12 protein-coding genes are annotated in these 21,797 nt (G+C 46.5%); 11 read left to right on the top strand and 1 reads right to left on the bottom strand.

Going from position 1 to position 21,797, the window contains the following annotated elements; genetic code table 11:
- Positions 1-2 precede the first annotated feature (2 nt).
- The 6 genes from OQY15_RS17760 (at position 3) to OQY15_RS17735 (ending at position 10,375) form a co-directional block, all read left to right on the top strand.
- Positions 3-1,028 carry a sulfite exporter TauE/SafE family protein gene (locus OQY15_RS17760; RefSeq protein WP_265793249.1) on the top strand — a complete coding sequence of 342 codons (1,026 nt, stop codon included), beginning with the start codon at positions 3-5 and terminating at the stop codon, positions 1,026-1,028.
- Between the two features lie 55 nt (positions 1,029-1,083).
- A complete protein-coding gene (locus OQY15_RS17755; RefSeq protein ID WP_265793248.1) occupies positions 1,084-1,461 on the top strand; it encodes a hypothetical protein in 378 nt (125 codons plus the stop codon).
- A gap of 113 nt (positions 1,462-1,574) precedes the next feature.
- Positions 1,575-5,930 carry a CusA/CzcA family heavy metal efflux RND transporter gene (locus tag OQY15_RS17750; RefSeq protein WP_265793247.1) on the top strand — a complete coding sequence of 1,452 codons (4,356 nt, stop codon included), beginning with the start codon at positions 1,575-1,577 and terminating at the stop codon, positions 5,928-5,930.
- A gap of 11 nt (positions 5,931-5,941) precedes the next feature.
- Complete coding sequence (locus tag OQY15_RS17745; RefSeq protein WP_265793246.1) at positions 5,942-7,084, top strand: efflux RND transporter periplasmic adaptor subunit; 1,143 nt, start codon at positions 5,942-5,944, stop codon at positions 7,082-7,084.
- A gap of 70 nt (positions 7,085-7,154) precedes the next feature.
- Complete coding sequence (locus OQY15_RS17740; protein ID WP_265793245.1) at positions 7,155-7,877, top strand: hypothetical protein; 723 nt, start codon at positions 7,155-7,157, stop codon at positions 7,875-7,877.
- A 98-nt stretch (positions 7,878-7,975) separates the two neighbouring features.
- Positions 7,976-10,375 (top strand): TonB-dependent receptor, encoded by a 2,400-nt coding sequence (locus OQY15_RS17735; RefSeq protein ID WP_265793244.1) that lies wholly within the window; start codon positions 7,976-7,978, stop codon positions 10,373-10,375.
- A 28-nt stretch (positions 10,376-10,403) separates the two neighbouring features.
- Here the strand turns inward: OQY15_RS17735 and OQY15_RS17730 are convergent, their stop codons facing one another.
- On the bottom strand, positions 10,404-11,132 hold the full coding sequence (locus OQY15_RS17730) for a GntR family transcriptional regulator (protein ID WP_265793243.1): 729 nt from the start codon (positions 11,130-11,132) through the stop codon (positions 10,404-10,406).
- Between the two features lie 189 nt (positions 11,133-11,321).
- Here OQY15_RS17730 and OQY15_RS17725 point away from each other — a divergent pair, with 189 nt between their 5' ends.
- From OQY15_RS17725 to OQY15_RS17705, 5 genes are read left to right on the top strand one after another with little or no spacing between them, the layout of a single operon-like run.
- Entirely contained in the window at positions 11,322-13,127 is a 1,806-nt protein-coding gene (locus OQY15_RS17725; protein WP_265793242.1) for a class I mannose-6-phosphate isomerase, read from the top strand.
- Positions 13,128-13,131: 4 nt separating this feature from the next.
- Positions 13,132-14,535 carry a sugar porter family MFS transporter gene (locus tag OQY15_RS17720; RefSeq protein ID WP_265793241.1) on the top strand — a complete coding sequence of 468 codons (1,404 nt, stop codon included), beginning with the start codon at positions 13,132-13,134 and terminating at the stop codon, positions 14,533-14,535.
- A gap of 42 nt (positions 14,536-14,577) precedes the next feature.
- Complete coding sequence (locus OQY15_RS17715; protein ID WP_265793240.1) at positions 14,578-17,754, top strand: TonB-dependent receptor; 3,177 nt, start codon at positions 14,578-14,580, stop codon at positions 17,752-17,754.
- Between the two features lie 21 nt (positions 17,755-17,775).
- A complete protein-coding gene (locus OQY15_RS17710; RefSeq protein ID WP_265793239.1) occupies positions 17,776-19,395 on the top strand; it encodes a RagB/SusD family nutrient uptake outer membrane protein in 1,620 nt (539 codons plus the stop codon).
- Positions 19,396-19,410: 15 nt separating this feature from the next.
- Positions 19,411-21,771, top strand: coding sequence for a GH92 family glycosyl hydrolase (locus tag OQY15_RS17705; RefSeq protein ID WP_265793238.1), 2,361 nt, complete (start codon positions 19,411-19,413; stop codon positions 21,769-21,771).
- Positions 21,772-21,797 lie beyond the last annotated feature (26 nt).

Genomic DNA, 21,797 nt, shown 5'->3' with positions numbered 1-21,797 from the left:
TCATGCAGTATATCCTACTATTTTTTGTAGCTGTCATCGCTTTTGCATTGAGTGCGATCAGTGGAGGTGGAGCGAGCTTCTTACTGCTGCCTATTTTAAACTGGGTGTTGCCCGGCGCACAGGTGCCTGCAGCACTTTCAATTGGAACCACTACTAGCAGTGTCTCGCGAATGGTGGTATTCTATCGTCATATACGCTGGGATATTGTCATGTGGTTTGTTCCTCCTGCATTGCCTGCCGTATATTTTGGTGCTAAACTGTTGAGTGTCATTGATCCGGTGTTATTGGAATTTGTTATCGGAATTTTTCTGGTTACCAACTTACCCTTTATTTTTAAACCAGGTATCAAGACGAAGCCGGTGAGGGAAAATGGGAAATGGATACTCAGCATCATCGGACTGGCAACAGGATTTTTATCGGGTCTCACAGGCGCGGTAGGTTTGCTTTTCAACCGGTTTTATCTTACTTATGGTCTTACCAAAGAGCAGATCATTGCCACCCGGGCTGCCAACGAACTGCTGCTGCATATCCTCAAAATTGTTCTTTACGGAATATTTGGACTGCTGACTACAAAAGCTGTGGCTATGGGGATGATCATCTCTGTTGCTGCTATTTTCTCTTCGCAATTGTTAAAATACTTTATGAAGCTCTTTACGGAGAAACTTTATCAAAAGATAGGTTTTATTGCAATGGTTGCTTCAGGGGCAGTGATGCTGATCAATTCAGGATTTACCTTATACAAAGATAATACTATTCAAATGACCGTTCAGAAAGGCAACGATCAGCTCGATACTAAAATTAGATGGAAGCAGACGATGTTCTCGCTGGAATTTGAAGTAGATGGAGGTATTGAGATCGAGCGGGTCATCGACTATCAGGAATTGCCGCCGCATCTTCAAAAGAAAGTTTCCTCACTTAGTAAGGGGGCTGACCATATCATGCTGGAGGAAGTCTACAAGATTAAGGATCATTATTTTGAACTATATGTATACCGGGCCGGTGCTTTAACAAAATATAATCTACAATAGCATTTTTACAATTGCCGGGGCTTTAGAAACAATAATTTTCTTAGTTTTACCCCCAATGAAGAGGGCCTGGACAATGATCATCGTGCTAGCAATACTCACTCAGATCACGGAGTTACGTGAATTGAGTAAGCTGCCCTTGTTGTTTGAGCACTTTTCTGAACATCAGCAACGCAATCCCTCTGTAACCTTTGTCGACTTTCTTTCCATGCACTACTGGGGAGACGACCTGGACGACAATGATGACAACCGTGATATGCAGCTACCTTTCAAAAAACTGGATGTACATACTGTTCAGCTGCATTACCTCCCTCCAATGTCTGGCGTAAAAATCAAATCAGCCGTGTTCCGGATTGATCTGGATTACTCTGCATACCGACCATTTTATACTCCTGACATTAAGCTGTCCGTGCCTTTCAGGCCTCCCTGCGCTTAAGCTTTTATCATCCCATTTATTATTAGTAAACCTGGTGTTACCTGTACTATGCTGCCGTTTTTGCGGTCGCCAGTATTGATTCACCTGTTTTTTCCATTTTTAAAAGCGCGCAAATGCTTGACAGGATCATACAATTTTCAGTTAAAAATAAACTGGCAATTGGCATCTTCATCTTGCTGTGGATTATCTACGGTATTTTTGAACTTAGCCGGCTGCCGATAGATGCGGTACCTGACATCACCAACGATCAGGTACAAATTATAACAACAGCACCATCACTGGGTGCCGAAGACGTGGAACGATTGATCACTTTCCCCATAGAGCAGGCACTGAGCAATATCCCTAAAATGAAGGAAAGCCGCAGTATGTCACGCTTTGGGCTGTCGCTCATCACGATAGTGTTCGACGATGGCGTTGATGTGTATTGGGCAAGACAACAAGTGACGGAGCGCTTACAGCAGATCGACATCAACGAGAGTGCCAATAAACCAGAACTTGCTCCGGCTTCTACCGGTCTGGGTGAGATTTATCAGTATGTGCTCCACGCGAAACCTGGTTTCGAAAACAAATTCAGTCTCGCTGATATCCGCAGTATCCAGGATTGGATGGTTCGCAGACAGCTTCTGGGCACAAAAGGCGTAGCCGATGTATCTACCTTTGGTGGAGAGCTCAAGCAGTATGAAGTGGCAGTAGATCCGAACCAGCTTAAATCGCTCGGAGTATCTATTTCTGAAGTTTTCAGGGCGCTGGAAGTAAATAACCAGAATACAGGTGGGGCCTATATCGAAAAAGGCCCCACAGTATTGTACATCAGAAGTGAAGGTCTGGCAGGATCAATCACAGATATAGAAAATATCGTCGTTAAAAATGTGAGCAACGGATCGCCGCTACTGATCAAGAATATTGGCACAGTGCAGCTGGGTTCTGCCATCAGGTATGGTGCGCTCACTTATGATGCTGAGGGCGAAGTTGCCGGAGGTATTGTGATGATGCTCAAAGGGGAGAACTCTTCTGATGTGATCAAAAATGTAAAGGAACGCATTACAAAAATCCAGGAGACGCTACCGGAGGGATTGGTGATTGAGCCCTTTCTGGATCGCACCAAGATGGTTGATAATGCTATAGGCACCGTAGAACATAACCTGCTGGAGGGAGCGTTGATCGTGATCTTCGTGCTGGTGATTTTCCTTGGAAATTTACGTGCCGGTTTGATCGTTGCCTCTGTGATCCCTCTTGCGATGCTCTTTGCCATCATCATGATGAACACTTTTGGCGTAAGCGGCAATCTGATGAGCCTGGGGGCTCTGGATTTTGGGTTGATCGTTGACGGTGCGGTAATTATCGTAGAAGCCATTTTACACCATCTTCATTTTTCAAAAAAATACCAGCATGTGGATCAGCTTTCTCAGGAGGAGCTTAATGAAGAAGTTGCAGGCTCTGCTTCGCGAATGATGAACGCGGCAGTGTTTGGTCAGATCATTATTCTGATCGTTTACCTGCCTATACTATCCCTGACAGGTATTGAAGGGAAGATGTTTAAACCTATGGCGCAAACTGTGGCATTTGCGATTTTGGGCGCTTTTATTTTGTCGCTGACCTATGTACCGATGGTGAGTTCACTGTTCCTGAGCAAGAAGGTTTCGCATGAGCCTAACTGGTCTGACAGGGTGATGGAGAAGATTGAAGGCTTGTACCTGCGGGTACTCAACCGCGCCATGAAAATCCGCAGGATTCTCGTGTTATGTGCTTTTGTGCTGTTCGGCATAGCCGTGTTCATGTTTACGCGGATGGGAGGAGAATTTATTCCGCAGCTGGAAGAGGGTGATTTCGCCGTAGAAACACGCTTGCTGGTGGGTACTAATTTGAGTACTACTGTGGGTACATTCGACCGCATCAGTGGCCTGATTAAAAAGAATTTCCCCGAGGTGGAAAAGATAGTCTCCCGTATCGGCAGTGCCGAGATACCTACAGACCCGATGCCCATTGAAGGCGGGGATATGATCATCGTGCTCAAACCTAAGGACGAATGGACGAGTGCGAAGAGCTTTCCGGAACTTGCAGGCAAAATGACGGATGTCGTTCAGGCTTCTTTTCCGGGAGTGACACAAAGTTATCAGTGTCCCGTACAAATGCGCTTTAATGAGCTGATGACGGGATCTAAACAAGATGTTGTTTGTAAGATTTTTGGCGAGGACCTTGGTAAGTTGGCCCGCTATGCGGATCAGATCGGTGCCATCAGCAAATCAGTACAGGGTACGGCCGACTGGTACGTAGAAAAAGTAACAGGCATGCCGCAGGTAGTGATCAAATATAACCGCGCGGAGATTGCCAAATACGGATTGAACATTGATGAGATCAACAGAACTGTCAATGCCGGTTTTGCCGGGGCGGCGGCAGGTAAAGTTTATGAGGGTGAAAAACGTTTCGACCTGGTAGTACGGGTAGGGAGCGAAAGCAGGCGTGACATTGATGATGTGCGCAACCTGATGATCCTTACGCCGAATGGTAACCAGATCCCGCTGTCTGAAGTGGCCACAGTTGAAGAAATTGAAGGGCCCAACCAGATACAGCGTGAGGATGCCAGACGCAGAATCACTATTGGCTTTAACGTAAGAGGCCGCGACGTGCAGTCGATTGTGGAGGAGCTGCAGACAAAAATTGGTGAGAAGGTGAGGCTTGAACCTGGATATTCTATCGTTTATGGCGGGTCGTTCGAGAACCTGCAGCAGGCTAAAAAGCGTCTGGTTGTTGCTGTGCCGGTGGCATTGCTCCTGATCTTTGGAATGTTATATTTTGCTTTCTCCTCATTAAAGGAGGGAGCATTGATTTATACAGCGATACCATTATCAGCCATTGGTGGGGTGTTTGCTCTGGCTTTACGCGATATGCCATTCAGTATTTCGGCAGGAGTAGGTTTTATTGCCTTGTTTGGTGTTGCGGTGTTGAACGGAATTGTACTCATCTCCGAATTTAACCGCATCAAAAAGGAAGGCCGTATCACTGATCCCGTAGAATTGGTTAAAGAGGGTACCAGGAACCGCCTGCGCCCGGTCCTGATGACGGCAGCAGTAGCCTCACTGGGATTTCTGCCGATGGCACTAAGCAATGGCGCGGGGGCAGAAGTGCAGCGTCCGCTGGCAACGGTAGTGATCGGTGGATTGATTACAGCTACATTCCTGACGCTGTTTGTATTGCCCGCGCTTTATCTGATGTTTGAAGGTAAAACAAAGATCAAACCCAATGCAGCTGCAATCATCGGATTGATATTGATGCTGAGCTTTGGAACTGCGCATGCGCAGGAAACGGCAGAGCCGGTGGCGCTGGATCAGGCTATTGAAATAGCTTTGAAACATAACCTGCAGGGGCAGAGTGTGCTGTTGAGTGAGCAGTCTGAAAAGCTCCGTCAGAAAACCGGATGGGATCTTCCGAAGACACAGCTGAGTGCAGATTACGGGCAGATCAACAGCGCCGTAAATGATACCCGATTTGGCGTAACACAATCCCTGAGTTTCCCTACGGTATACAGCAACCAGAAACGTGCTCTTCAGGAAAACTACCTCGCTGCACAAACGCAGACGAAAGTAACGCAGCTGGACATCAAAACCAATGTGCGTAAGCTGTTTTATGAATGGGTTTACCTCCGGGAAAAACAAAAACTATTGCTGTATGCCGATAGCGTGTACCAGTTATTTGAGAACAAAACCAATCTCCGGTTTAAAGTAGGGGAAACGGATATCCTGGAAAAAACAACAGCCTCATCACACCGGCAGCAGATTGCGAACCAGCTGCGCATGATCAATGCTGATATGGAGATCACCTTGGCGCAGTTTAATGTATGGCTTGCGGATGGAGGACATTATACACCGGAGATAGCTTCCCCGGCAATCAGGTTAGCCCTTCCTGAAGCTTCTGCTGATGGATTTCTGCAGGTACAGCTTTTGGAGCATCAGGCAGAAGCCGCGAGATGGCGCTGGCGCACTGAGAAAAACAAGATGCTTCCGGATTTCTTTATAGGCTACAATAACCAAAGTATCGCCGGGACGCAATTTGTAAACGGGCAGGAAATGAACGTGCCGCTGAGCAAACGTTTCAATTACGTAAACGCGGGTATCAGTATACCACTGTTTTTTGGTGCCCAGTCTGCCCGTACATCGGCAGCTAAGGTCGACTGGCAGCTGGCGCAGAAACGTAAGGACTACGCGCAGCAGCAAATCAATACCGAAAAAGAAACAGCGCTTCGCCAGGTGAAGAAATACGGCGCCAGTCTGGATTATTACCAGAGCACAGGTCTTGGGAATTCCAATATCATCATCGGCACTGCTGATAAGCAGTTTAGTGGCGGAGAAATCAACTATCTGCAATGGGTGATCCTGGTAGATCAGGCCATCAGCATCAAAAATGAGTACCTGGATATGCTCAACAATTACAATCAGTCGGTCATTCAGGTTCAACGAATCAATAATCTTTAAGCATCATCATCATGAAAACATATTTGTATCTAATTTGCGCAGCGGTAATTTTATCATCCTGCGGCGGCAATAAAGAAGAAAAACCGGCAGCAGCAGTGCAGGAACAGTCGGCAGATACTACATTAGTAAAGCTAAGCCAGCAGCAAATGAGCACTGCGGGTATAGAAGTTGGCACTCCGGAAGAAAGTACCATCAGTGGCGTTGTCCGCTTACAGGGCAGCATCGATGTTCCACCCCAGAGTACCATCAGTGTGAGTTTCCCTCTTGGGGGCTTCCTTAAACGTACCTCTCTGCTGCCGGGGATGCACGTGAACCGTGGTCAGGTGCTTGGGGTGCTGGAGGACATGCAGTTTATTCAGATCCAGCAGGATTATCTTTCTGCGAAGGAGCGTATGATCGTAGCACAGAATGAATACCAGCGGTATGAGGAGCTGAATGCCAGCAAGGCCGCCAGTGATAAAGTTTTTCAGCAAAGTCGCGCCGAATTGCAGTCGCAGCGCATTAGCTTGCAGGCGCTGGCACAAAAGCTGGAGCTGATAGGTATCAACCCCCGTAACCTCAGTGCATCAAATATTTCAAAAAGTATCAATATCTTATCACCGATTGATGGCTTTGTATCAAAAGTAAATGTGAATATTGGTAAATATACTTCTCCGACCGACGTTTTGTTTGAATTGGTAAATCCGAAAGATATCCATCTGGCACTTAATGTATATGAAAAAGATGTGAACAGCTTGTCGATCGGGCAGAAGGTGATGGCCTGGAAGAATGGCGATGAAAGTAAAAAGTATGAAGCCGAGATCATCCTGATCAGCAAGAATCTGGACCAGGACCGTATGGCTACGGTACATTGTCATTTTGAGCGTTTCGATTCTACCCTATTGCCGGGAATGTTTATGAATGCGGAAGTGGCGGTGAATAACAAAAAAGCGCTGACAGTTAATGAGGAGGCCATCGTGAGATGGGAGAATCAGTTTTATGTTTTTGTTGAACAGGGTAAGGAGAACTATAAGATGACAAAGGTAAATCCGGGAAACCATGCGGATGGCAAAGAGCAGTTTGATGCACCAGGGATTAATAGTTCAACAAGGCTGATCACCAAAAATGCTTATGTCCTGCTGATGAAAATGAAAAACAGCGGTGAGGCAGAATAATAATTTAGTTTAAAACTTCAGAATTTCTTCAGAATTGGAACATATCTTCGCGCAATTGACAACATCCTTTATGAAAATCAAGAATATTTATCTGCTGATACTGCTGGTGATCTCTCCGTTTTTTTGTGAAGCAAGTGCGTATTGGATGGATGTAAAAGGTTCCGGGAAAATAGATGAGCAGGTGAATATCAGGATCTATTATGGAAACATAGAGGATTCTGGTATCCGCGTGCCTCAAAAAGGTGCGGAGCTGGTATTAACAGGTGAGTTCAGGCTCCGCATTGTTGATGAACATGGCCGGTCTGTTACAATTCCGATCGTATTAAAAGGTGACGGCTGGGAAGGCAGCTTTACTCCTCATGAAAGGGGAGTCTACCAGATCCTGGCGATAAATGATACCCATCCGGTAGTGGACAGGTCTAAAACCGGCGGTATCAATGTGCGTCCTATCGACTATCTCTGTGCCGCGTACGCAGTGGAAAGTGAAGACTTTGTAAAGAAGCCCTTACAGTTTTTAGACATCATCACTAAGCGTTCAGGACAGCGGCTTATTGTACTTCCTTATAGAAATAACAGTCCAGCTGAAGCTCATACAAAGCTCCGTGTTTTTAATCCGGAAAACTGGGAAAAGGAAGTGGTGGTAGATACTGCCGGGGAGGCTTCTTTTTCGCCTACAATGAAGGGTTTATACATCATACGGGAGGATTGGAATGATCCTCAAAAGGGCGAATATAAGGGTGTTTTATACACTTCAGTGAGACATAGATGTAATTACTTTTTTCTTCTGAAATAAAATATTATAAAATACTTCGTGTTTAATTAGATTCATTATAAACAATAATTCTATATTTGCTGGCGTAATCATTTACACTAACTCATATTCAATTATTGATGAAATCATTACTACTAGTTCTTATCGCCTGTATCTTTTCAGGCCCATTAAATTCCATCGCCCAGTCCGGCGGAAAAATATCCGGAAGGGTCACCCTGGTAGATGGACAGCCCTTTGGCTCAGCATCAGTTTCACTGATTGAAACCCAGCAGACGACGCTGACGAATGACGGAGGTCACTATTCATTTGCCAATGTTCCTGAAGGTGCATATACAATCAGAATCCAGGTTCTTGGTGCTGCACAAAAAGATTTAAAAGTTCAGGTTACGGCGGGTCAGACTACCACCGCTAATTACCAGCTTCCCAAAGAAAATGTGCAGGCTTTACAGGAAGTAATCATTGGTGGCAATAACAAAAATAAATTCGCAAAAAAGGAGAGTATCTATGTGGCCAGGCTGCCGATAAAGAACCTGGAAAACCCGCAGGTATATGCTTCAATTCCAAAGGAGCTGATTCAGGAGCAAATGGCTACGGATCTTGCCAGCATCGCCAAAAACGTAGCTGGTGCAGGTATTCCTATGGTGGCCAACCAGGGTAGGGTAACCTTCCGCTCACGTGGTTTTGACACAGAGCCAAATGCGAGAAATGGGGTTGCGGGTGCTGCATTCGCGATGATTGATCCGGTAAACCTGGAGCGTCTGGAAGTGATCAAAGGGCCATCGGCGACTTTATTTGGCACAAGTATTTCCAGCAGTTACGGCGGTTTATACAACCGTGTAACCAAAAAACCTTATAACGGTGTGGGTGGCGAAGTAGGTTATACTGGCGGAAGCTGGAACTTTAACCGACTCACTTTTGATGTAAACTCACCTATTAATGAAAGTAAAACAGCTTTGTTCCGCCTGAACGGGGCAACAAGCTTTGAGAAAAGTTTCCAGGATCAGGGTTTTACCAACAGTCTTACGCTTGCTCCAAGTTTTTCTTACCAGGTGAACGACCGCCTGTCGCTATTATTTGATATCGAGTTTGGACAGGCAAAAGGTACGTCTGTAGTACGTTATAATCCTGCCGCTACACCAGGCAGAAAATCAATTGCAGATATGGGCTTCCCCTATAACAGGACTTTCCTGAGCAATGATCTTCCTTATACTACGCAGCTGCTGAATATCTTTGCCCAGGCAAATTATAAGATTTCAGAAAGCTGGACATCACAAACGATTGTATCCCGCGCGCGTTCGTCAATCAGTGGATATATCACTGCCCTCAATGGCCGTACTGATACAACAATCCGCCCGAATGTGATTACAGGATACACGCAGTTTATCGCTACCAACATTCAGCAAAACTTTATCGGTGATTTTAAAGTTGCCAACCTGCGTAACCGCCTGGTAGTAGGGTTCGACTTTTATAACAACTATAATGATTTTGACAGGGTCACTGTGAACACCACCGCAGGAACTGCAGCTTCGCCAGACCTGAATTTCAAGAATCCTTATGCTGGCCGGATCAGTAAATTCAAAGTGGATTCACTGGCCAGCAGGGGAGGAACGCTGCGTAAGGAAACAAACAGAGACAATACCTATGCGGTTTACTTCTCAGATGTGATCAACCTGACGGACAGGTTGAATATCATGCTGAGCTTACGCGCCAACCGTTACAAATTTGGGGGCGTCTATAACATCGTTACTGGCATGACCGCCGGAGGATTAAATGGTTCTGGTACACAGACAGGGCCGTATAATCAGAATAATCTGTCGCAGAAACTGGGTGCTGTTTATGAGATCTCAAAAGACCGCCTGTCAATTTTTGGTAACTACATGAATGGATTTTTTAATAAGAGCGGACAAACATCTGATGGCAGTGCCCTCAAACCTGAGCATGCCAACCAGCTGGAGTTTGGTGCCAAGGCAGATCTGTTTGATCACAAACTATCCGGTACGGTAAGTTATTACGATATCAAGGTGGCTGACGTTCTGCGTGATGATCCTAACAGTGCCAATGGTTATCAGATCCAGGATGGGACACAATTGAGCAGAGGGGTAGAGGTTGATTTAAGTGCTAATCCTATTGCAGGATTGAACATTGTTGCCGGATTTGCTTACAATGACAGCAAACTTACCAAGGCTTCTCCGACAACCACAGGGAGACGTCCGGGGGTGTCAGGTCCGCCGCGTTCCTATAACTTCTGGGTAAGCTACCGTATTCCTCAGGGAGAACTGCAGGGCTTAGGTGCTGGTTTTGGTGGTAATATCGCCAGCTGGCAGTATTATTCAAATACAACGGTAAGCCAGATCATCATTCCATCGTATGCGATGTTTGACGCGACAGTATTTTATGATCAGCCCAGATACCGCATCGGTTTAAAAGTAGACAACCTGACCAGCGAAAAAACCTGGTCGGTAAGGTTAACGCCACAGGCTCCTGCAAGGTTCCTTGGTAGTGTAGCATTGAAATTCTAATCGTAGCACCCGGTGAAAAAATATGATTTTACCGGGTGCTCTCTACAGTATAGACAAAGCTGTCTGCTTTATAATATCCTATATTATATTCTATTGGCCGTTCGGCCTGGTCATATACATAACGTTTGCGGAATAAGATCGGGCTGCCTTCCTGCACAGAGAGCTTTGTGGCAATCAGCTCTGTGGCGCCGATGGCTGATATCTCTTCTTTTGATAAAGCAGCTATAGTACCATGCTCCTGCTCCAGTAATTCATATAAGGGGCGTTTAAAATCATCATCCGGCGTAACCCCGACACGGGGGTGGAAGTAGGAGATAAATAATACAAAAGGTTCTTCCGGACGCCCCCTTAATCTTTGCATCTTCAGTAACGGTGTGTCCAGCGAAATATTAAAGAAACTTGCCAGGTTCTTATCCGGCAGCTCCCATGAAACATGCAGTTCAAAATTTCTGATCGGAATACCGCGCAGCTGCATTTCCTGTGAGAAGCTCAGCCAATTGTTGGATTTAGAGCTTACTGCCCCTGGTGCCACTTTGGTGCCTGCACGTTTCTTGCGAATCAGCAGACCTTCAAATACCAGTTTGTTGATCGCTATTCTCAGCGTAGTACGCGATATACCCAGCATTTCTGCCAGGTCAACTTCATTCGGAATGTTCTTCCCATTTTGGTACTGTTCTTCAGCTATGAGCTGTCGCAGCAGATTCTCTGCCTGTACATGAAGAGGAACGGCACTGGTATGGTCTATACTATATCGCATGTCAGATTATATTCCACGAAAATAAGTAATTTTCCTGATGTATATATGTGTATACATAAATAATGTGATATTATAGCTTTAAGCGGTTTTAAAGTGAGTTTTCTTAAATTAAATATATTTTGTATTCTTTTTGTTTAGTCGATAAAATTATTATGTTTGTACATAATATCTATCTCTAGCCAAATATTTATGCATTCAAACTTCAAAGAAGAATCACCAGAAACCGGAACGCTGCTGCGCAAGACGGCGCAGTATCTCATGCCTTCGCACTTAACTGAGCGGGCGGATCAAAAAGAAGGCTACAACATATACCCTTCATTTAGTTTGGGGGACAACAAGATTTTCAGGGGTTATGCCTCGCTCACAGAATGGATGATCGGGCAGAAAACTGTGCTGATTGAAGGATATACCGGTGTATTCTATGAGCAGGTGCAGCAGGCGATCAGCGAATGCCTGGCAAAAAGAGGATTAAAAGCCAATTGGATGAATACCAGCGATTATCTTAAGCCTGCTGCCCATATTGATCAGCTGGTAGCTCCTTTCCTTGGGGCGGAAGAATCGGTATGGGGTACCAAATGTACGCTCAGACTTGCAGATTTCTACGATATGGATCAGCTTACTGCGGTGGCAGCGGATGAAACTGCAGATCTGAATATCATCATCGGCCCTGCGGCGGCACTTTCCGGCTGGGATGCCGCAATCTTATATATTGATCTGCCAAAGAACGAACTACAGTTTCGAATGAGGGCCGGATCGGTCAGTAATCTGGGTACTTCAGAATTGAAGGAGCACTTCAAAATGTACAAACGCTTTTACTTTGTTGACTGGGTGCTGCTGAATAACCATAAAAAAGCTTTATTAAATGATATTGCTGTAATGGCCGACGGGCAATGGCCGGAGCAGATCAACTGGATGTACCAGAAAGATTTGCTCGAAGGTCTCAACCAGATCAGCCGGTCTGTGATCCGGGTACGCCCATGGTTTGAACCAGGTGCCTGGGGCGGACAATGGATTAAGGAAAGGATCAGCAGGCTCAACAAGGATGTGCCAAACTATGCCTGGTCTTTTGAGCTCATCGTACCTGAAAACGGGCTGGTGTTTGAAAGCGACAATAACCTGCTTGAGGTATCATTTGATATGCTGATGTTCGCCAACCAGCAGCAGGTATTGGGCAGACATGCCGCAACCTTTGGGGATGAGTTTCCGGTACGCTTTGACTTCCTGGATACTTTTGACGGAGGAAATCTCTCGATCCAATGCCACCCGCGCTTGAATTACATCCAGGAACACTTCGGTGAAAACATCACTCAGGATGAGACCTATTATATCTTAGACTGTGAAAAGGATGCTACGGTATATCTGGGTTTCCAGGATGATATCAATCCGGCGGCCTTTAAAACTAAACTGAAAGACAGTGAAGCAAGTGCTGAAGAGATTGATATCACACAATACGTACAGGTCCATGAGGCAAAAAAACACGACCTGTTCCTGATCCCTAATGGCACTGTACATAGCGCCGGCAAGGGTAACCTCGTATTAGAGATCAGTGCTACGCCTTATATTTTTACCTTTAAAATGTACGATTGGCTGAGGCTTGACCTGGAAGGGAAACCCCGGCCGATCAACATCGACCATGCATTTAACAACCTCGACTTTAACCGTAAAGGCGAACAGGTAAAAAAGGAACTGATCTCCCGGCCTTCAGTAATTGAATCTACAGAAAGCTGGCAGATTGTGCATCTGCCCACACATCAGGATCATTTTTATGATGTACACCGCCTGGAATTTGATCAGGAGATATTCAGGAATACGGATAACTGTTGTCATATCATGATGCTCGTTGAAGGTGAATCTATCCGTATAACAACGCAGGATGGCACCGTACATCACTATGCCTATGCAGAAACATTCGTCATACCTGCAGCTTCAGGTTCTTATACCTTAACTCATTTAGGTGCTGGCCGGGCGAAAGTCATTCTTGCATTCTTAAAATAACGATATGAACACTTCTGTAACATCAAAAAGCAGTATGTACCTCTACCTGGTGTGCCTGGTGGCTGCACTGGGAGGTTTTTTGTTCGGTTTTGATACTGCCGTTATTTCGGGGACCATCAGTCTGGTGAAGAATGATTTCGGTCTGGATCCTGTTAGCGAAGGCTGGTTTGTGAGCTGCGCGCTGCTGGGCTGTATTGTAGGGGTAAGTTTTTCGGGAAAACTGAGCGACAAGTATGGTCGTAAGATCGTGCTGATCATCTCGGCAGTTCTTTTTCTGGCTTCTGCCATCGGCTGTATGCTTTCAGCATCATTTACGGTCCTGATTGTATCACGACTGATCGGCGGCCTTGGTATTGGCGTGGCCTCAATGGTATCTCCATTATATATCTCTGAATTCGCCCCATCGCGCCTGCGTGGGATGATGGTGTCTCTGTATCAGCTGGCGCTGACGATCGGGATTGTGCTGGCCTATTTTTCCAATGCTTATCTCGCGGATCATACCGCTGCAGCATACGCTACGGAAAGCATGACCAGGATTTTTTCAACGGAGGTTTGGCGTGCTATGCTGGGCCTGGGGGCATTGCCTGCGGGTGTTTTTCTGTTGTCGCTTTTCCTGGTGCCCGAATCTCCGCGCTGGCTGCTGTTGCAGGGCAGGGAACAGAAAGCTGCTGAAATCCTCGTCAGGATTGATGGCGCCGAAGCTGCGGAACGTGAGATCAGGGCTTTTAAGGCACAGGGTGATGACAATGAATCTTCCATCAAAGAACTTTTTACCCCGGTATACCGCAAAGCATTATGGATAGGCTTGCTGCTTCCTTTTCTCTCGCAGGTTTGCGGAATTAATGCCGTGATCTATTATGGTCCGCGGATACTGGAACAAGCTGGTTTTACATTGAATAATGCGCTTGGGGGACAGGTAACGATAGGCCTGGTGAATGTGGTTTTTACATTTGTAGCCATCTTTACGGTAGACAAATGGGGCAGAAGGCCCTTGTTATTTGTAGGCATAGGTGGTGCGGTAATCGCATTGCTGATCATTGGGGCACTTTTTGCCTTCGGCATTACCTCAGGACCATGGATACTGATCTTTATACTTGCCTTTATCTCCTGTTTTGCCTTTTCTTTTGGCCCTGTCTGCTGGGTAGTGGTGGGCGAAATCTTCCCGAATGCGATCAGGGGCAAGGCAATGGCACTGGCGACCCTGTCGCTCTGGGTAGGGAACTTCCTGGTAGGTCAGCTTACCCCGGTGATGCTGGAGGGGCTGGGTTCTTCATGGACGTTCTGGATTTTCGCACTCTGCTGTTCACCGGCGATTCTGCTCACCTGGAAACTTATTCCCGAAACCAAAGGGCGTACCCTTGAAGATATTGAAGCCTACTGGAAACATGACCATGAAACGAAACCCTAATTAACCCTATCTATATTTTACCAATAACCAAACATTTACTGTATGAAACATAAACTACTAAACGGGCTGCCGCAGTTGCGCTGGCCCTACAGAAAACCGCTTGCGGTACTTCTGGTTTGCGCCACACTGGGCAGCGGACCAGCAGCGCTTGCAGCCGCAATGCCGCACCGCCTGATGATACAACAGGCTGATATTGTGGTGTCAGGCCGCGTGCTTGATGAAAATAAACAACCTGTGCCGGGGGTAAGTGTGAATATCACCGGTACGAAAATCGGTACTGTTACGGATAGTAACGGTAACTACAGGCTTAGTATTCCTGATGGGACCACCGGAAAAAGTCTTACCTTCTCTTATATCGGGTACAAGTCCCAGGACATACCTGTTGGCGGCAAGACTGAGATTAATGTGAGCCTTGTTCCCAACAGCAATGACCTGACCGAAGTCGTGGTGGTTGGTTATGGCACACAGTCGCGCGTGAGCCTCACCGGCGCCGTGAGCCAGGTGAGTTCCAAAAATATTGAGAACAAGCCTGTCCTGAATACTTTGCAGGCTTTACAGGGTGAAGCGCCCAATCTGACGATCCAACAGAGCCAGCTTAACCCCGGCAGTAACGTCAGCATAAACATCCGTGGTGTAGGTACCCTTGGTAATAACGATCCTCTCGTAGTTATTGATGGTATCATTGGTGGGAATATCAATACCCTGAATCCAAATGATATTGCAAGCGTATCTGTGCTGAAAGATGCAGGATCGGCTGCGATCTATGGTTCCCGTGCGGCCAATGGGGTACTGCTGGTAACTACGAAAAGTGGCGCTATCAACCAGAAGCCTTCATTCAGCTACAACACCAATTTTGGTTTTCAGGACCCGCGGGTGCTGGTACACAAAGTTGAGGCAGATATCAATGCAGAATATAAAAACCAGTCACTCGTTAATGCAGGATTACCCGTAGCCTATACTGCAGCGCAGATCCAGGAATTGCGCAGCCAGGGCCGTGGCACCTGGGACATTGAGCACATGCTCAAAACTGCGCCGCAGCAATCACACAATGTAAGTATCAATGGTGGTGGACCTACAAGTTCCTATTACCTTTCTGCCGGTTTTCAGGATCAGAAAAGTAACCTCATCGGTAACGGAGGATCGGGTGCTGATTTTGGCTTTACGAAGTATAACCTTCGTTTAAACCAAACTTCACAAATAGGCATCCTGAGGGTAAATATGATCCTCAGCTATACTAAATCCCGTAACAAAACAAATAGCGTAGGAGACAATAATATCTTCGCTGATGCCAACCGTGTACCAGCAAATTATAATTTCCTTGATGCCAACGGCAACTACCTGACCAACCCCGTAGCCTCCCAGTATAGTGGATACGGAATTCTTGAAAAGGGTGGTTACGATCAGTCTGACAATGATGAGATCTTTGGTAATTTCAATGCGCAGGTAAATATCACGAAGGACCTGAAATTAACGGGGATCTTTGGGGGAACGATCGCCAACAATGGCAACTTCTTTAAACGCAGTAAAGTAAACTACCTGCCTTCGGGAGTATACGGTGACGACCTTACTGTAAGCGATAGAAATAGCAAATCGCTGCTGCTCAATACGCAGTTGCTGCTTGAATATGGAAAAACTATTAATGATCATAGTTATAAGATTTTATTCGGTGCTTCAAATGAAAACTTCCAGTTCAGGGGTTTCCAGTTACAAAAAACGCTTACTGATCCGATCCTGGGGACTTCAACCACAGGTACGATCATAGATGCGATCAACTCGTATAATAGTGTTGGTGTGCAGCAGCGAAGCCTCAATTCACTTTTCTCGAGGCTAAACTATGCTTATAAAGGGCGATACCTGTTTGAGGCTACCGTAAGGAACGACGTGTCCTCAAGGTTTGCCAAAGGCAACAGGAGTAGCATCTTCCCTTCGGTAAACCTGGGCTGGCTGATCTCTGATGAAGCCTTTATGCAGCCACTTAAAAATAGCATCAGCAACCTTAAACTGCGTACAACCTATGGTATCCTGGGGAATCAGAACGTAGGCGCTTCATTGAACGACTCTAACCTGGGGAACTTCCAGTACCTCACTACTTATTTCAATTATCCAAGTGCCTACGGTTATAACAACCTGCCTGTGGGTGGTGCAGGTTTTACCCTGGGGAATGCCGACCTGACCTGGGAGAAGGCTGCTACGCTGAACCTTGGAGTAGACCTGGGCTTCTTCAATAACAAGCTGACAGCATCATTTGATTACTTCAATAAGGTGACAAGCGATATCCTGCAGCCCAGGTATGACATCCCAGCTTTATTTGGGGCGGGATTGCCGGATTACAACGTGGCCAAAGTGCGCAATCAGGGTTGGGAAGCAACCATCGCCTATAATATGACCACAGGTGCGGCATCGCATAACTTTAGCTTTAACATCGCCGACAGCAAGAACAAACTGCTGAAACTGACTGGCGGTACGAATGAGCAGATTATTAACCAGGATGTGTTCCAGCTGATCAGAAGAGTAGGGGAGCCGATCACACAATACTATGGCTATCAGACCAATGGGTACTTCCAGAATGCTGCTGATGTAGCCTCTGCAGCAAAACCGGTGGGTGCAGATGTTGGTCCGGGTGATGTGAAGTTCCGCGACCGCAATAACGATGGGATAATTGATGATAAAGATAAGACTGTTCTCGGTAACCCTTTCCCAAGGTTCACCTTTGGATTTACCTACAGGCTCAACTACAAAAACTTTGATTTTCAGGTGTTCCTGCAAGGGGTAGGCAAGAGAGATGCCTTCCTGCGTGGCGAGCTGGTGGAGCCTTTCCACTACAACTACGGGGCAACAGTGTATGAGCATATGACCGACTTCTGGACCCCGGAAAACCCTGATGCAAGATATCCGAGATTTGCAGCAGTGGGATCTGGCTCAAACACCAACAACTGGCGCCAGGGTTCTGATCTGTACAGGTATAATGCAGCGTATCTGCGTCTTAAAAACCTGAATATCGGATATACTTTTCCGCAAAATATCAGCAGAAAAGCCGGAATGGAGCGCCTGCGTCTTTCACTCATCGGACAAAACCTGCTTACGTTTAGTAAACTGAAGTTCATCGATCCTGAGACCACTGAATTTGGAAACAACATTTCTGTAAACACTGGTTCCAACAGTGCCCGCAGTTATCCGCTGCCAAGGTTTTTTGGAGCAGGTCTGGACATCACTTTTTAAGGACATATAAAATATAAGAAGATGAAATTTTTAAAATATATATTGATAACCGGACTGGTGGCCATCACAGCTACTGCTTGCAAGAAACTGGACCTGGAACCAACTGACCAGTTCTCTGAAAGTAACTTCTGGACGGTAGACGCAAATGTTTACAGTGCCCTCAACAATAATTACAGCCTGATGTATACCAGCAGCATGTATTTTTATAATGAAGCTACATCAGACAATGCTTACAGCACCAGTGGGGATTATGCGCTGATTGCCAGCGGGAATGCCAATGCCGCTCAGGGACAGTTTCTAAACGACTGGAGGTATTATTACAGTGCGATCAAATCATGTAATGTTTTTCTGGCCAATGTGGATCAGAATAAGACGCTACCCGCTGCAACAATCAATCGCCTGAAAGCTGAAAACCGGTTTATCCGTGCCTTTGCACATTTCAACCTGACCAAATGGTATGGTGATGTACCACTGATTGATAAAGATATCACACCTGAAGAAGCCAAAGTGATTGCACGCAGCCCCAAAGCAACGGTAATCAAGTTTATTACCGACGAGCTGGAGGCAGCTATACCTTTACTTCCCTCAAAAGAAGGAATGCCGGCTGCAGAAAACGGCCGCATCACCAAAGGAGCAGCTCTGGCCCTGGAAGCCCGTGTATTGTTGTATGAAGGCAGCCGCATGGCGGATGTGGTGACAATCTGCGAGAAACTAATCAGGGAAGGCAGTACCAACGGGCAGTACAGTTTGGTAAGCAATTATGCAGATCTTTTTAGCAATCCTACGGTAAACAAGACAAACAATGAGGTCATCCTTTCACTGCAATATGTGCCCTCGCTACGTACCTGGAATGAATTCTTTGACTTTGCACCCCGTTCCGTAGGTGGCCGTGTAAGTGGCATGGCGCCAACTCAGGAGCTGGTGGATGATTACATCACACTCAATGGAAGAGGTATCAGGGAGACCGGGTCTGGTTATGAAGAAGCCAATCCTTACATCAACCGTGATCCTCGTTTAACGGCTACGGTGGTATATGATAAATACAATTGGGTAAGACCTGACGGAACCACGAAGGTGATCTATATCAAGCCGGGTACGGATCCTGATGCATCGCGTCTGGATGAGTATAGTCCTTCATCACAGGCTTCATCCCCAACGGGGTATTACTGGCGGAAATATTTCGATCCTATTGCATTGACTTCCTTTACTTCGGGTTCTAACCTGCACCTGCTGAGATATGCAGAAGTGCTGCTGACTTACGCGGAGGCGAAACAATCTCTGGGTCAGATGGATGAAACGGTTTGGAACAGTACAATCGGGGCCCTGCGCCGCCGTGCAGGATTTACAGATGCTGTGGCAGTAAGTTATCCGGGTACTGCGAATATGGCAACAGTGATCCGCCGTGAACGCCGCTCTGAGCTGGCAATGGAAGGACTGAGAACGGATGATATCCGCCGCTGGAAAATTGCTGAAACTACTTTGAACGGTTTTGCCCATGGTGCTAAATTTGGAGACCCTGCTGTAGATAATGGTTATATCAGGGCACAACGCAGAGCTTTTACCGCCAAGGATTATCTGTGGCCAATACCTTCCTCTGAAAGAGGGCTAAACAGTAACTTGACTCAGAATACGGGTTATTAATATAAGCTGATACATATGAATGTAAAACTAGGATTGATACTATTGGCAGCAGGTCTTGCCTCCTGTAAAGTGAAGCAGGAAAGCGTGCTGCATTATGTAGACCCCAATATTGGTACGGCGCACAGCAGGTGGTTTTTTTATACCCCTGCTGCGGTACCTTACGGGATGGCCAAACTGGCACCATCCACCAATGGACATTATGGTAATGCCTCGGGCTGGGAAGCTGTAGGCTACGATACGCGGCAGAACTCCATTGAGGGTTTTGTACATTTTCACGAATGGCAGGTTGGCGGTGTGAGTTATATGCCCAGCACGGGTGAGCTGAAAGTTAAACCGGGCGACCTCGATGGGCCCGCAACGGGATACCGGTCAAAGTTCGACCGCAAAAACGAGCAGGCGGAACCGGGCTATTACAAGGTGCTGCTGTCTGATTATGGTATCACTGCTGAACTGACAGCAACCAAAAGAGTGGGCTTTCAACGCTACCGTTTCCCTGAGAATAAGGCCTCGCACATTATCCTGGATATTGGCAACAAGCAGGGCGAGAGTGGTGAAGTGACGGATGCAGATATCCATATGACCGACGATACACATTTTGAGGGTTATGTATTTACTTATCCGAAGTATGTGAAAATTTATGATCCTGCAGGCAAGGTAGCGATGTACTTTTACGGAGAGATCAGTAAAAAGCCAGCTGATGTCACGGCCTTTACGGCTAATACCCTGCAGCGAAATACTAAAAGCGCAAAAGGAACCGGCGCCGGATTGGTGCTGAACTACCAGACCGCTGCAAATGAGACCATAGAAGTGAAAACAGGCTTGTCTTACACATCTGTAGCCAATGCAAAACTCAACTTTGCGGCAGAAGCCAAAGATCTGACTTTTGAAGAGGCACGTACCAATGCACAGCAAACCTGGGAGCAGGAGCTGGGCAAGATCAGCGTGGAAGGCAAAAATGAAGAAGATAAAACCAAGTTCTACACAGGGCTTTTCCATGCACTTTTAGGTCGCGGTATTGCCAGCGATGTCAATGGTGCCTACCCCAAACACGGAGGTACTATCGGCCAGCTGCCTGACCAAAAAGATAAAAACCTGAAGGCGGAGTTTATCAATACTGATGCGATCTGGGGGGGCTACTGGAACATCACCCAACTTTGGGCATTGAGTTATCCTGAATGGTACGGAAGTTTTGTGAACACCCAGCTGCAGCTGTATAAAGACCGCGGCTGGTTTGGGGATGGTATTGCCAACAGTGAGTACATTTCTGGTGTAGGGACAAACTTCGTAGGGCTTGCTATTGCTGCGGCCTATAATTCCGGTATCCGCAATTATGATACAGACCTGGCTTACCAGGCCGTGAAAGCCAATGACCTGAACTACCAGGGGCGCATCCTGGGTGCGGGAAAACTGGATACCAGGGCTTTTCTGAAATACGGTTACGTGCCTCATCTGGAGCAGACAGGCCGCGATTTCGTGACTGATTCTACGGGGTCTAACTTCTCGGGATCGCATACGCTGGAATACAGTTTCAGTGCTTATGCTACTGCCCAGATGGCAAAAGCGATGGGCAAAACGCAGGATTACACACAGCTCATGAAGCTTTCCAATGGCTGGAGGGCTCTGCTCAATCCGGCCAATAAACTCATGCAGCCCAAGCATGCTGACGGTAAGTTTGTGGATAAGTTTGATCCTTATCAACCATGGCGCGGATACCAGGAGGGGAATGCTGTGCAATATACGTTCTACGTACCTCAGAATCCGGCAGGATTGGTAGCAGCCATTGGACAGGATAATTTTAACAAAAGACTGGACAGCATTTTTACTGTATCTGAGAAATTGGGTTTCGGCGGGGGTAAGTCTATCGATGCCTTCGCAGGTATCAATGCGATCTATAACCACGGTAACCAGCCTAACCTGCACATCAGCTGGTTATTTAATTTCTCAGGTCAGCCATGGCTGACACAGAAATGGACAAGGCTGATTGGCCGGGATTTCTATGGTTCTGAACCGATCCACGGTTACGGCTACGGACAGGATGAAGACCAGGGACAGCTGGGATCATGGTATGTGATCAATGCCCTGGGTTTATTTGATGTAAAAGGCTTAACCGATGCAAGGCCAATGATCCAGCTGGGAAGTCCGCTGTTTGATAAAGCAAGCATCACCCTGGGTAACCAGAAGAAATTATCTATAGTGACGAAGAATAATTCGAAAGATAATTTCTATGTGCAGTCGGCCACTTTTAACGGTAAGCCGCTGGACAACTGCTGGCTGTACCGCGATGAGCTGATGCAGGGCGGAGAGCTCGTATTTACGATGGGTGACCAGCCGAATAAGGACTGGGGTGTTAAAGTTCCGCCTCCATCTGCCCAATAAATTTTATATTTACCAGACCATATATC

The sequence above is a fragment of the Pedobacter sp. MC2016-15 genome, assembly GCF_026239695.1.
Taxonomy (GTDB): Bacteria; Bacteroidota; Bacteroidia; order Sphingobacteriales; family Sphingobacteriaceae; genus Pedobacter.
The sequence above is the reverse complement of the archived record's forward strand: the minus strand, read 5'-3'. Positions and strand labels throughout refer to the sequence as shown.